Source organism: Alistipes sp. D31t1_170403_E11 (genome assembly GCF_015553985.1).
Taxonomy (GTDB): Bacteria; Bacteroidota; Bacteroidia; order Bacteroidales; family Rikenellaceae; genus Alistipes; species Alistipes montrealensis.
Genome location: NZ_JADNHQ010000005.1, coordinates 160243 through 172901, shown reverse-complemented (window position 1 = coordinate 172901; position 12659 = coordinate 160243). Strand labels below are relative to the sequence as shown.

12 protein-coding genes and 1 tRNA gene are annotated in these 12659 nt (G+C 57.1%); 10 read left to right on the top strand and 3 right to left on the bottom strand.

What is annotated here, in order from left to right:
- Positions 1 to 45: 45 nt before the first annotated feature.
- The 4 genes from I2E69_RS12070 to I2E69_RS12055 all read left to right on the top strand — a co-directional run bounded on the left by I2E69_RS12070 (position 46) and on the right by I2E69_RS12055 (position 5942).
- Positions 46 to 3216 (top strand): SusC/RagA family TonB-linked outer membrane protein, encoded by a 3171-nt coding sequence (locus I2E69_RS12070; RefSeq protein ID WP_195461473.1) that lies wholly within the window; start codon positions 46 to 48, stop codon positions 3214 to 3216.
- Positions 3217 to 3229: 13 nt separating this feature from the next.
- Positions 3230 to 4807, top strand: a complete 1578-nt coding sequence (locus I2E69_RS12065; RefSeq protein ID WP_195461472.1) for a RagB/SusD family nutrient uptake outer membrane protein — start codon at positions 3230 to 3232, stop codon at positions 4805 to 4807.
- A gap of 191 nt (positions 4808 to 4998) precedes the next feature.
- Positions 4999 to 5071, top strand: a tRNA-Phe gene (locus I2E69_RS12060).
- 640 nt (positions 5072 to 5711) lie between these two features.
- A complete protein-coding gene (locus I2E69_RS12055; RefSeq protein WP_195461471.1) occupies positions 5712 to 5942 on the top strand; it encodes a helix-turn-helix transcriptional regulator in 231 nt (76 codons plus the stop codon).
- A gap of 48 nt (positions 5943 to 5990) precedes the next feature.
- Here I2E69_RS12055 and I2E69_RS12050 read toward each other — a convergent pair whose 3' ends face one another.
- Positions 5991 to 6515, bottom strand: a complete 525-nt coding sequence (locus tag I2E69_RS12050) for a GNAT family N-acetyltransferase (RefSeq protein ID WP_195461470.1) — start codon at positions 6513 to 6515, stop codon at positions 5991 to 5993.
- 202 nt (positions 6516 to 6717) lie between these two features.
- Between I2E69_RS12050 and I2E69_RS12045 the strand changes: the two genes are divergently transcribed.
- The 4 genes from I2E69_RS12045 (at position 6718) to I2E69_RS12030 (ending at position 9988) form a co-directional block, all read left to right on the top strand.
- Positions 6718 to 7155, top strand: a complete 438-nt coding sequence (locus I2E69_RS12045; RefSeq protein WP_195461469.1) for an Hsp20/alpha crystallin family protein — start codon at positions 6718 to 6720, stop codon at positions 7153 to 7155.
- Between the two features lie 150 nt (positions 7156 to 7305).
- Positions 7306 to 8046 carry a (Fe-S)-binding protein gene (locus I2E69_RS12040; protein WP_195461468.1) on the top strand — a complete coding sequence of 247 codons (741 nt, stop codon included), beginning with the start codon at positions 7306 to 7308 and terminating at the stop codon, positions 8044 to 8046.
- On the top strand, positions 8043 to 9410 hold the full coding sequence (locus tag I2E69_RS12035) for a lactate utilization protein B (protein ID WP_195461467.1): 1368 nt from the start codon (positions 8043 to 8045) through the stop codon (positions 9408 to 9410). The genes I2E69_RS12040 and I2E69_RS12035 overlap by 4 nt, the downstream gene beginning before the upstream one ends.
- Positions 9407 to 9988, top strand: a complete 582-nt coding sequence (locus I2E69_RS12030) for a lactate utilization protein C (RefSeq protein WP_195461466.1) — start codon at positions 9407 to 9409, stop codon at positions 9986 to 9988. The genes I2E69_RS12035 and I2E69_RS12030 overlap by 4 nt, the downstream gene beginning before the upstream one ends.
- Here the strand turns inward: I2E69_RS12030 and I2E69_RS12025 are convergent.
- Positions 9985 to 10422, bottom strand: coding sequence for a GNAT family N-acetyltransferase (locus tag I2E69_RS12025; RefSeq protein ID WP_195461465.1), 438 nt, complete (start codon positions 10420 to 10422; stop codon positions 9985 to 9987). The genes I2E69_RS12030 and I2E69_RS12025 overlap by 4 nt on opposite strands.
- Positions 10423 to 10425: 3 nt before the next feature.
- Positions 10426 to 11280 carry a 4Fe-4S dicluster domain-containing protein gene (locus I2E69_RS12020; RefSeq protein WP_195461464.1) on the bottom strand — a complete coding sequence of 285 codons (855 nt, stop codon included), beginning with the start codon at positions 11278 to 11280 and terminating at the stop codon, positions 10426 to 10428.
- A 113-nt stretch (positions 11281 to 11393) separates the two neighbouring features.
- Here I2E69_RS12020 and I2E69_RS12015 point away from each other — a divergent pair, with 113 nt between their 5' ends.
- Positions 11394 to 11864, top strand: coding sequence for an HRDC domain-containing protein (locus tag I2E69_RS12015; protein WP_195461463.1), 471 nt, complete (start codon positions 11394 to 11396; stop codon positions 11862 to 11864).
- A 90-nt stretch (positions 11865 to 11954) separates the two neighbouring features.
- Positions 11955 to 12632 carry a nitroreductase family protein gene (locus tag I2E69_RS12010; protein ID WP_195461462.1) on the top strand — a complete coding sequence of 226 codons (678 nt, stop codon included), beginning with the start codon at positions 11955 to 11957 and terminating at the stop codon, positions 12630 to 12632.
- Positions 12633 to 12659: the final 27 nt, after the last annotated feature.

Genomic DNA, 12659 nt, shown 5'->3' with positions numbered 1-12659 from the left:
AGTTTGCTTGTTTTTTATTTTAAAAAACAAATTAGATTAACGCTTATGGTAAGAAAAATTCTACTATCGTTAATTGCCGTTTTGGGTCTGTGTGCCTATGGCTATGCCCAGAACCGGCAGATTTCCGGTAAAGTCGCCGATGCGGAAGGTAAACCTGTTGCAGGTGCGACGGTTATGGTCGACGGCACGTCGACCGGTACGACCACGGGCACGGACGGTAAGTTTACCATCTCCGCTTCCGCCAACGCTACGCTGGTGGTTTCGTTCATTGGTTACGAGTCGCAGAAAGTGGCTGTCGCGGGAAAGACGCATATCGACGTCGTGTTGCGCGAGGACGCCCAGGCTATTGAGAATGTCGTGGTAACAGCCTTCGGCACTACGACGAAAAAAGACCTTACGGGTTCAATCGCGACTATCCGCGGTGATGAACTTTCGAAGCGCCAGGTTTCGACCGTTTCGAAAATGCTCGAAGGCGCTGTTCCCGGCGTGCAGTTGACCACGGCGACCAACCAGCCCGGTACGGACGCTGCGATCTACGTCCGCGGCGTCGGGTCGCTCAATGCGGGCAACGGTGCGCTGATCGTGCTCGACGGTTCGCCCTATCAGGGCAGCCTGTCCGACATCAACCCGGCGGACATCGAGTCTATCTCTGTGTCGAAGGACGCTACCGCCAACTCACTCTACGGTTCGCGCGCCGCCAACGGCGTGGTCTTCATCACGACCAAGCGCGGCAATCTGAACAATCCCACGGTCAGCATCGACACCCGGTTCGGTATCAATACCCGCGCCATCCCCGAGTATGACCTGATCACCGATCCCGGGGATTATTTGGAGGCACAGTGGCGCTCGATGCGCGACACGAAGTGGGTTGAAAACGGCGGTGACCTGGCTGCCGCAGCTCTCTATGCTTCGCAGGAGGTGTTGGGCGCACACGGTAATTACAGCCCCTATAAGTATTCGTCGACCTACCTGATCGATCCCGCGACCGGCAAGCTCGACCCGTCGGCCAAGCGTTTGTACAGCGAGCGCCTGCAGGATGAACTGTTCAAGTCGGGATTCCGCAACGAGACGAACGTTTCGGTCAGCGGAGGAAACGAGAAGTCGGACTACTTCATTTCGCTGGGTTACCTCAAGGACGAATCCTATGTGATCGAGTCGGGCTTCGAGCGTTACAGCGCCCGTATAAACGTCAATACCAAACTGCGTAAGTGGCTCAAGGTGGGTGCGAACCTCTCCTATGCCCACACCATCCAGGACAATGTGCTGGAAAGCAGTTCGGCGGCCAGTTCCGCATTCGCCACGGCGCGTTCGTGGGCTCCGGTGTTTCCGGTTTACGCACGCGATGCCGAGGGTAAAATCAAGTACGATGAAAACGGCGACAAGGTTTACGATGTCGGTACGGGACAGACCGACGGCACGACGGCCCGTCCCGGAACGGCCGGACAGAACATCATCGCCACGCTGAAGATGGATACGCGCGACATCAAGCGCAACAATCTTCAGGGCCGGGCGTACGGAGAGATTTATTTTCTGCGCGACTTCACCTTTACGTCGAGCGCGTCGCTGGGCTACCGTGCTTCCGACGAGCTGCTGTTTTACAACCCCTACATCGGCGACGGTGAAGGGACCGATGGCAAAATCAATAAAAAGTCGACGGATGTTTACGACCTCGACCTGATCCAGATGCTCAACTACAAAAAGACGATCGGACGCCACAGCATCAACGCTTTGGTCGGCCACGAGTACAACAGTTGGGTACGCGATTACATGGAAGTGTTGAAGACCAAGATTTACGACCCGAAAAACCCGCAGTTGAACAATGCCGGGGATATGTCGGCAATCGAGGGTTATCAGGACGTGCTGCGCATCCAGGGTTACTTCGGTAAACTGGAGTACAACTACGACAACCGTTACTATTTCTCGGGCGGTATCCGCCGCGACGGAACCTCGCGTTTCAAATACCATCCGTGGGGCACGTTCTGGTCTATCGGCGGTTCGTGGCGCATCGGAGCCGAGAAGTTCATGGAGAAAACGCACAGTTGGCTTTCGGAACTGAAACTCCGCGCTACCTACGGTACGCAGGGCAACGAGGACCTGTCCAACTATTATCCCTACACCGACCAGTATAACGTAACCATTTCCGAGGGTAAGCTGGGTACGGAGATCTACTATTACGGCAATCCCGACCTGACGTGGGAGAAGCAGAAGACGTTCGACGTGGGTCTGGACGTGGGCCTGCTGAAAGACCGCATCAACCTGACGGTGGATTACTTCATCCGTGTGTCGGACGGCCTGCTCTTCAAGCGTACGAAGGATATTTCGACCGGCCGCGCGTACGACTGGTACAACGTCGGCAAACTGCGCAACTCGGGCTTCGAATTCGACGTAAACTTCAAGATCATCCAGAAGAAGGACTGGTACTGGGACGTGTCGGTCAACGGTTACACCTATGCCAACAAGATGCTCAACCTGCCCGACGAGTACAAGGAGTCGGGTATGCCCAACGCCAATCAGCGTATTTACGAGGGTAAGGATATTTACCGCTGGGAGATGCGCCAGTATGCAGGCGTGAACGAAGTGGGTAAGTCGCTCTGGTACATGGATCAGGACATCCTGGATGATGCCGGCAACGTTGTCGGCGTGGAGAAAGTTACCACCGACGATTCCACCAAGGCGACGCAGTATCTGCTGGAGAAGAGCGCTCTTTCCGATTTTACGGGTGGCCTGAACACCTCCCTGCGCTGGAAAAACCTCGACCTGACGATTATGGCCAACTTCCAGTTCGGCGGTTACGGCTACGATTACGACTATTCGATGTTCGCCAGCTCGAACTTTCCGATGAACCGTCTGAAGAGCTATACCGACGCCTGGAACCCCGAAACGGGCAAAGGTTCGGACCCGATCTGGAACACCGCCGATGCCAACATCAACGCATCTTCGGACCGTTTCCTGGTCAGCAATACCTATTTCAACCTGCGTAACATCACGTTGGGCTACACCTTCCCGTCGAACTGGATGAGCAAGATCGGCATTAAGAGCGCGCGTATTTACTTCGCCTGCGACAACGTCTTCTTCGCTTCGAAGCGTAAGGGCTACGATCCCCGTACGAGCATGGGCGGCCAGGGCGTAAGCGTCAACAGCACGGCGGTTAACGTTCAGGGTACGTACTACTCGCCCATTCGCACGACCTCGGTAGGTCTCAATATTAACTTCTAAGATCGATATCGATATGAAAAAAATACTGATATTTTTAATGAGCGCGGCTGTCGCGGTATCTTGCAGCGACAGTATTTTCGACGTGGACCCGTCGGGAAAAGTCTCTTCGGAAACCCGGGATGAGGTGGCCAAGGACGACCCCGATAAGGTGCTCCAGGGAATCGAGGCATCCATCTATGTGCATTATGCCACCTATTATGTCGGCAATCAGTGGATGACCGGTTTCAAAGGCATCGAACTCGCGTTCGGCCAGGCAGCGCAGGATATGACCATGCTGATGCAGCACAGCATGCACTTCTATATGTATGCTAACGACTATTGGCAGGAGGAGTACTCGCCGACCTCAAACCTGTGGAACATGTTCTACATTCCTATCGCCACGGCCAATGAGATTCTCTCCACGGCTACCACCGAGGCTTCGGCTGATTCGGAGACGATGAAAGCCTACCGTGCGCGTGCGCTGACCTCCCGCGCTTTCGGGTACTACCACCTGATCAACTTTTTCCAGTTCCGGTATTCGGATGCGAACAAGGACCTGCTGGGCGTACCCCTCGCTACCGAGGAGACCCTGGGCCAGAACCTGCCGCGCGCCACGATGGAGCAGGTTTACAAGCGAATTACTGACGACCTGGACGAAGCGTTGGACATCTTTGAGGAGATTGGGTATGACGACACCAGTTCCCGGACCGATTTCGATGCCAGCGTAGCCTCCATTCTGCGCGCCCGCGTCGCCCTCGTAATGGAAGACTGGACCACGGCCGCCTCGCTGGCCGATGATATTCTTGCCAAATATACGCTTGTTTCCAAAGAAAACTATAACAATGGTTTCAACCGTATCGAGAATGTTCCGAGCCTGATTTTCGGTTTCAAGATGACGGCCGATAACTGCCAGACCTATGCAACCTGGTGTTCACAGATGGACCCCTATATGTCGATTTATGCGGGAACCTGGGCTGAACGTCCGATCCACTCCTACCTCTACGCGCGTCTGAATCCGACCGATGTGCGCCGCGGCTGGTGGCTCAACAAGACGGACAATCCGGACCCGAACGCTGCGACGAGCGGTTATGCGTGTCTGCTTCCCGCTGGACTGCCCAATACGCTCGCTTCGGGCGTGAAGGCCCGTTCGGAATATGTTTCGGTTAAGTTCCGCGGTTACAACGGTGATTGGAACAACACCGACCTGATCTACATGCGTGCCGAAGAGGCCGTCTTCATCAAGGCCGAGGCCGAGGCGCACAGCAATATCGCCGCCGCCAAGAAGACGCTCAAGGATTATGTGACGACTTACCGCGATCCGGGTTACGACATTACGGCCACTTCGCTCGATGACGTTGTCGAAGAGATTATTCTTCAGAAACGTATTGAGATGTGGATGGAGGGCGCTCTGGAGTGGCTCGACCGCCGTCGCCTGAATATGCCGATCGACCGCAGCGACGATGCCGCGATGGAAGCTGCTGGTTTTGTGAACAACCACATCTACAAGGCAAAATGGGAACAGAACGAACCCGGCATGCGTTTCCAGTTGCCGCGTTCGGTGGTGATCGCCAATCCGGCAATCGGCGAGGCGAACCAGAACAAGGTTGAATAAACGCCGCTGTATAGCATTTATCGGGTCCGCTGTCCGTCGGGACAGCGGACCTTGTTCTGTGTTTTCCCAGCCGAATGATTTTGGCCGCTCCGGAAAAAATTACCGACAAAATTGCATGCAGCATTTGCAGTATTAAATTTTTTGCTTATCTTTGCACCACGATAATACGGAATACCCCGTTTTTCGCGGATGGTGCCATAGCTCAGTTGGTAGAGCAAAGGACTGAAAATCCTTGTGTCCCCGGTTCGATTCCTGGTGGTACCACTTTTAAGATTGAATAGAACGTTGTAAGTGAATAACTTACAACGTTTTTTCTTTGTCTGAGGTAAAACGAAGATGTGATAGAGGGATCTGTAATTGCGAGGCGGCCGTGTCGGTACAGCGGTCTTTCGGTTACACGACCTTTGACCATTAAACTACTGTTTGATGAATTGTCGGGGCGGTATTTGCAGATACCGGCCCCGTTTTTTTATGGAGGCAGTTCGGCATTTCCGCCGGATCGGCAGGGTGGTTTGAAGCCCGGTCGGGGAAACGTTGTGGATCGTCGATTCGTAACGTTTTTGTGTGCTGTGAGGGCGGTTCCTAAGTTTTACGATATTTTTTCGATGGCTTTTCGCTGTTTGTCCGGTTTTCTGTCCGGGGGGGCCGCTTTCTTCCCGATTCATCCGTCATGCTTTGTTCCGTCTGGTCTTCCGAACCGGATTTTTCGTCATTTAACTATTGACCTTTGTTGCAGCGTGCAATAATTTATCTATTTTTGTGTGTTCCAAAACGTTCGAAAAGTAACGCAAACGGTTTAGTATTCGTAGTGCTCCCGGCAACTACACGTTTGAAGGCAGGGTTTTTTGCGCCTAGCTACAAGCGTGTAGTAAAAATTCATTTCATAATTCCGGTAATTTGCACTATGAAACGGCAGCGGCGTAATGATATTTTGGTAGAACAGGTCGTGGAGAGACTGAAGATGGTCCGCCGTGAACGAGGTTTAACCCAAGAAAATGTCCGGTTCGATACCGACTTGAATATCGGTCGGATCGAAAGCGGAAAACATAGCATTTCGCTGACGACGCTGGCTGATTTGTGTGACTATTACAATGTTCCGCTGGAGGATTTCTTCAAAAAGATAGTGACGCGTTAGTGAAATGAAAGAACCCGGGGAGTGGAGCCCCGGGTTCTGTTTTTTCGTTCAGAGTTGTTTCTCGTAAGCCAGCCGTTCGCCGCTCCGGTAGATGACTTTTCCGCAGTAAGTGAACCCGGCGCGTTCGATCAGGCGCAGCATAGTGTGGTTGTCGAAGTTGGTGTCGATACGAAATGCCCGGACTCCCTGTTCGAGTGCCAGCGCCTCCGTGCGGTGGAGGAATTCCGCCGCTACGCCCCGTCCTCGCTCTCCGTCTGCGACGGCCAGGCGGTGTACCAGTACGTACGGTTCATCGGTGAGCCATTGGCCCTCGATGGCGTCGTATGCCGGTTCGCCGCCGAAAACCACTGCCCCGTAGGCGATTACCGCATGGGGGCCTTCCATGCCGGATTTACAGAGCACATAGCCGCGGCCGCGGCCGATGTCCGCCGAAATGTGCCCCGGAGCGGGGTATCCGTCCTGCCATTGGCGGCTGCCTGCCGCATGCATCCGGGCCTGAGCCTGGCGGATGATCTGCATGATGCGGTCTGCTTCGCAGGACTTTGCCTGCCGGAAAGTCAATTCGTTGTCCATGTTGCAAATATATAAAAATATTTAAAATATCTTCCCGTCCGGACATTTTTTCTGGTTTTTTGTTTTTGTTGTGTCAATTTGTGACATTTTATCAGTTTTTGCTGACTGGCACAGGATTTGACCGTATTGGATATGAACGTGCCGGGAGGCGCGGGAATGGAACGAAACGTTAAACCAAAATAAAACCAAGGAGGACAAAACTATGGTACCTGTAAGACGTAATCAGAATTGGCTGCCGGGCATTTTCAACGATTTCCTGGGCAGCGAATGGCTCACCGAACGCCACAACTCCACGGCTCCCGCCGTCAACATCCTCGAGGATGAGAACGAATATAAAGTGGAAGTCGCCGCTCCGGGTATGACGCGCGACGATTTCAAGGTGCATGTCAACAAGGACAATGAACTGATCATCACGATGGAAAAGCGGGCCGAGCAGAAGGAGGAGGACAAAAAGCACAAGGGGACCTACCTGCGGCGCGAGTTTTCCTACACGCAATTTCAGCAGAGCCTGCTGTTGCCCGACAATGTCGAGCGCGAGAAAATTGCGGCGCGGGTCGAAAACGGCGTGCTGACCATCGGGATTCCGAAAAAGAAAGAGGCTGAAGCTGCCGTTGCAGCCCGCCAGATCGAAGTTAAGTAGGAAAATATTCCCGGAATCGGGAGGGTCCGGAGCACCGGACTCTCTTTTTTTTGTAATTTAGCAGACGGAAAGATCCCCGACATGCACGAGTCTCGGAAAAAATCCCTATCTTTGGTGTGGTTTAGTTTGGTGCAAAAAAATGGAAAACAGATGAAAGTCGGATTATTCATTCCTTGTTATATCAATGCGGTGTATCCCGATGTGGGGCGGGCGTCGTATGAACTGCTCCGCAAGGTCGGGTGCGACGTGGACTATCCGCTCGACCAGACCTGCTGCGGCCAGCCGATGGCCAATGCGGGCTTCGAGAAAGATGCCCGGGCGTTGGCCGAGCGCATGGATGCGCTTTTCGAGAAGTACGATTATGTGGTCGGCCCGTCGGCCAGTTGCGTGGTCTTCGTGCGCGAAGGCTATCCGCGGTTGCTTGACAATTATAAAGAGCATGCGTGCATCGATGCGCGCATCTGGGAGATTTGCGAGTTCCTCCACGACGTGGTGAAGCCTGCGCGGCTCGACGCCCGTTTTCCGCACAAGGTCAGCCTGCACAACTCCTGCCACGGGGTGCGCAAGATGGACCTCTCGTCGCCCAGCGAAATGAACGTTCCCTACCATTCGAAACTGCGCGACCTGCTGTCGCTGGTCGAAGGCGTCGAGGTTGCCGAGCCGGAACGGCGCGACGAGTGCTGCGGCTTCGGCGGCATGTTCTCCGTCGAGGAGAATGCCGTGTCGGTAGCCATGGGACGCGCCAAGGTGGATCGCCACATCGCGACCGGGGCCGAATATGTCACCGGGGCCGACTCGTCGTGCCTGATGCACATGCAGGGGATCATCGACCGCGAAAAACTGCCGGTGAAGACCATTCATATCGTTGAAATCCTCAATTCGAAGTTATGAGCACGCATTCCAAAGCCGCGAAGCGGTTCGTCGCCGATGCCGAACGCATGGCCTGGCACGACAAGGCGTTGTACGCCGTGCGTGAAAAACGCGACCGGATGATGATGACCGTTCCCGAGTGGGAAGGGCTGCGGCAACTCTCTTCTCAGATCAAACGCCACACCCTGAGCCGTCTGGGGCACTATCTCTGCGAATTCGAACGCCACGCCACGGCCAACGGCATGACGGTCCATTGGGCGAAGGATGCCGCCGAGATGAACGAAACGGTCTGGCAACTGATCCGGGAGCACGGAGGTTCGAACCTCGTCAAGAGCAAGTCGATGCTTTCCGAGGAGTGCGCCCTGACGCCTTACCTGCATGAACGGGGCGTCGATGCCGTCGAAAGCGACCTCGGCGAACGGATCATGCAACTGCTGCACGAGCCGCCCAGCCACATCGTCCTGCCGGCGATCGGCGTGCGGCGCGAGGAGGTCGGCGCGCTGTTCGAACGCGAAATGCACACCGAACCGGGCAACAGCGACCCTACCTACCTGACCCATGCCGCACGAAAGGCCCTGCGTCCCAAGTTTCTCGGGGCCGATGTCTCGATGACGGGCGTCAATTTCGCGGTGGCCTCGACCGGGGCGCTGGCCGTCTGCACCAACGAGGGCAATGCCGACCTGGGAACCTCGTTCGCCGACCTGCACATCGCCATCATGGGGCTGGAAAAGGTGATTCCCGACATGGAGGCGCTGGCGGTTTTCACGCGCCTTTTGGCCCGCTCGGGCACGGGGCAGCCCGTCACGACCTATACGTCGCTCTACCGCAAGCCTGCGCCGGGCAAGCGGATTCACGTCATCCTGGTCGACAACGGCCGTTCGGAGTGGTTGGCCGACGCTGCGCACCGCAACATGCTCAAATGCCTGCGCTGCGGGGCCTGCATGAACACCTGCCCGGTCTATCGCCGTTCGGGCGGTTACTCCTATTCGTATTTCATTCCCGGGCCGCTGGGCATCAACCTCGGGATGCTCCGTTCGCCGAAGCTCTACCACGGCAACGTCTCGGCCTGCTCGCTGTGCTACTCCTGCTCGGATGTCTGCCCGGCGCGGATCGACCTCGGGGAGCAGATCTACATGTGGCGGCAGCAACTCGACGGGTTGCGCCTGGCCGATCCGGTGAAGAAACTTTCGGTCAGGGGAATGGATTTTGTCATGGGTGGACGGCGGCGCTTTTACGGCGGTATCGCCCTGGCCCGCGTCGCCGAAAAATTGCCGCGTTTCGTGCTCGAAAACGGGCTGAATCCGTGGAGCGCTCCCGGCCGCGCTATGCCGCCCTTTGCGCCGCAAACGTTCAATGCCTGGTGGAAAAAAACAAAAAAGAGATGAGTAGTAAAGACGAAATACTGAAAAAATTATCCGCCGACGGGATGCCTGAATATCCGCGTCCCGAGGCGGATTTCACGCCCCAGCGGTTCGACGATCCCGCGGCGGCGTTTGCCGAGCGGCTTGAAGCTGCCGGAGGCAAAGCCGTGCGGATGCAGCCCGGCGAAACCCTCGACGAGGTGGTTCGCCGCTGTTATCCCGATGCACGGACGATCGCTTCGGTTCTGCCGGAGCTGACCCTTGCCACGCTCGATCCCGATTCGGTGGAAGACCCGCGCTGCCTGGTAGATGTCGACCTGGGCGTCGTGGCGGGAGCATTTGGCGTTGCGGAGAACGGTGCGGTGTGGATCGCGCAGGACATCCGCCACAAAGCCCTCTATTTCGGAGCTACGGCGCTGGTGATCGTCGTTCCGAAAGATGCCGTTGTCGACACGATGCACGAGGCCGTCGTGCGGCCCGAAGTCGACGATTTCGGCTACGGCTGTTTCGTGTCGGGACCTTCGAAGACCGCCGACATCGAGCAGGCGTTGGTTTTCGGCGCCCACGGACCGATGTCCGTGACGGTGGTAATCCGGTCCTAAAGTGTGAGGTGGAGAATGGGGTAGGGTCTGCCCGAGGGGTCCAGCGCATCGCGCGATGCAACGCGAAAGCCCATGCGGGCATAAAATCCCACAGCCTGCGTATTCTGCTCGTTGACATCCACCCGCCGGATTCCGCGGTGGACGACGAGGTATTCTATGAGTTTGCGCCCCAATCCCTTTCCGCGTACGGAGGGTGCGACGAATAACATTTCGAGCATATCGGCTTCGACGCCTGCAAAGGCCGCGAAGCCGTTTTCGTTATCCCGTATTACATAGAGTTCCACGGCCTGAAGCGCCTCTTCGCGCACCATGCGGCGGTAAAATTCGATGTCCTCCGGGACAAGGAATCGGTGCGTGGCGCGTACCGAACTCTCCCACAGGCTGGTAAGGGCGTCGAGTTCGTGCGGAGCTGGAGACGGTAGTCGTTCGATCACTGTCTATAAGAGCATTACGGGAGGTTTGCGCCGGGTGAAACTGCGTGCGAGGGCTGCGGCGAAGGGAGTTTCGAAGGTACGTGCGCCTACCGGACACCCTTTGACGCAGGCGCAGCAGCGGATGCAGCGGGCCGGGGCCGTGTGCACTTCGTCGCCGCGTGCGATGGCCTGCGTCGGGCAGATCGCGGCACAGCGGCCGCAATGGGTGCAGCGGCCGGCATCGCCTGCGGGCAGGTAGACGACGGGGTTTTTCTTCTGGCGGCGACGGTAGCCCACGACGAAGCGGATAAATCGCAGCATCGGCAGCAGGGGTGTATGCAGGTCCTTCAGCTTTGCAGCGTCGATTGGCGCCGGCGTCTCTGCCGCGAGTTTTTGGCGGACTGCGGCGCCGAACGCCGCAGCCTGGGCGAGGTCCTGCGCATCGGGCCGCCCTGCGGCAATGGGTGCGGCGTCGGTGCTGTACGAGTGTTCCCCGACGAATGCGGCGGCGGCCACGGGGACGAATCCCTGCCGGGAGGCCAGTTCCGCCAACTCCGCCGCGGCCTTTTCGAAGGCCCGGTTGCCGTAGACGGCGATGATGACGGCGGGCGTTCCCGCGCCGCGGAGCGTTTCGAGCCGTTTTACGGCCGTCGGGGCGACGTGTCCTCCGTAGACGGGGGCGGCGATGACGGCCACTGTGTCCGCCGGCAGCGTCGCGGACTGTGCCGCTGCATGCGTCAGATCGATGGTTTTCAGGGTGGCGGCTTCCGCGGGATCTTCCCCGGCTCGGGAGGCGATGCCCCGGGCCACTGCCGCGGCGATTTTTTTCGAAGTCCCCGTCGGTGAAAAAACGACGGTACAGACGGTTTCCGGTTTCATATTTCGGTGTTGGCTTTTTGCAAAGGTAATCAAAAATCCCGGGCTCCGGACCAAATGTTGCATATTCCGCCTCTTTCGTCTATATTTGGCTCCGCAACTTTAAACGACAGATTATGAGGATCAAAACTTTTGAAATCCGCGTAGACCCGGCTCTGCGCGAGCATGACGAGCGGACGGTGAACGAATTTCTTTCGGCTGTCCGCGTATCGCGCATGCACTGCGGATGCCTGCGAAGCCGCAATTCGTGGACGCTTATTATTTTCTACAACGAAGAGGCTTCCGACGCGCCTGCATTGCAGGCGGCGCTCGTCCGGGAATTTCTGCCTGTAACATCGGACCTTACGCCGCAGGAGTGCGAGCGTTTCGAGGCGCTCCGCCGGTGGCGCGACGCGCGTGCGGCGAATATGGGGCACAAACCCTTTGTGATCGCCTCGAACCGCGACCTGCTCAATGTGGCCCGGGGCGATGTCAGCTCGCCCGGCGACCTGCTCACGATCGCGGGCTTCGGGGCCCGCAAAGCCGAACTTTACGGCGAGGAGATCGTCACCGTGCTCGATTCCGTTTCGGAATCTGTTTTCGATTAAGGGGGCGGAATCGGATTTGTGTTGATAAACATGCGCGCGAATCGGAATTTTTTTTATCTTAGCTGCGACACAACTAATTACATGGGAAAAATGAAAACGAATCTGATTGCCTGCGCGGCGCTGCTGATGACGGCGTGCTGCGGGAGTCCGTCGGCCGAGAAGGCCGCGGCGACGAAAACCGAAGTGAAATACGGACCGGAGATCGCCCTCGTGATGCCCGACACCGTGGGTGGAACGAGTGTGAACGAGGCGCTGGCAAACCGCCGCTCGTGGCGTGAATATGCGGCTGCGCCGCTGACGCTCGAAGAGCTTTCGGGTGTAATGTGGGCTGCCGCCGGCATCAACCGCCCCGGACCGGACCGCCTGACGGCCCCTTCGGCGCTGGCGCTCTATCCGATCCGTGTCTATGCGTTCTTCGCCGAAGGCGTCTATTCCTACGATGCCAAGGGGCAAAAACTGGTGCGTGTGCTGGAGGGCGACCGCCGCAAACTGGCCGGAATGCAGGACTTTGTCTATACCGCTCCGCTGAACCTGGTTTACCTGGCCGACCTGACGGCTTACGAGGGTAAGAACATCCCGGCGGAGCATGTCCGTTACCTCTGCGGGCAGGACGCCGCGGGTTATGCCGAAAACGTGAATATCTATACGGCGGGTCACGGCCTGCGTTCGATCACACGCGGCAGCGCTCCCGAGGCCGAACTGCTGGCAGCCCTCGGGCTGGAGCCAGCGCGTTACTTCGTGGCGCTGGCGCAGACCGTCGGCAAATAACCGTATCGGCCGATGATCCGGGCGACC

Bases quoted from the DNA above. Each gene is read 5' to 3' on its own strand.
- I2E69_RS12070 (WP_195461473.1), top strand. From the start codon at position 46: ATGGTAAGAAAAATTCTACTATCGTTAATTGCCGTTTTGGGTCTGTGT.
- I2E69_RS12065 (WP_195461472.1), top strand. From the start codon at position 3,230: ATGAAAAAAATACTGATATTTTTAATGAGCGCGGCTGTCGCGGTATCT.
- I2E69_RS12055 (WP_195461471.1), top strand. From the start codon at position 5,712: ATGAAACGGCAGCGGCGTAATGATATTTTGGTAGAACAGGTCGTGGAG.
- I2E69_RS12050 (WP_195461470.1), bottom strand. From the start codon at position 6,515: ATGGACAACGAATTGACTTTCCGGCAGGCAAAGTCCTGCGAAGCAGAC.
- I2E69_RS12045 (WP_195461469.1), top strand. From the start codon at position 6,718: ATGGTACCTGTAAGACGTAATCAGAATTGGCTGCCGGGCATTTTCAAC.
- I2E69_RS12040 (WP_195461468.1), top strand. From the start codon at position 7,306: ATGAAAGTCGGATTATTCATTCCTTGTTATATCAATGCGGTGTATCCC.
- I2E69_RS12035 (WP_195461467.1), top strand. From the start codon at position 8,043: ATGAGCACGCATTCCAAAGCCGCGAAGCGGTTCGTCGCCGATGCCGAA.
- I2E69_RS12030 (WP_195461466.1), top strand. From the start codon at position 9,407: ATGAGTAGTAAAGACGAAATACTGAAAAAATTATCCGCCGACGGGATG.
- I2E69_RS12020 (WP_195461464.1), bottom strand. From the start codon at position 11,280: ATGAAACCGGAAACCGTCTGTACCGTCGTTTTTTCACCGACGGGGACT.
- I2E69_RS12015 (WP_195461463.1), top strand. From the start codon at position 11,394: ATGAGGATCAAAACTTTTGAAATCCGCGTAGACCCGGCTCTGCGCGAG.
- I2E69_RS12010 (WP_195461462.1), top strand. From the start codon at position 11,955: ATGAAAACGAATCTGATTGCCTGCGCGGCGCTGCTGATGACGGCGTGC.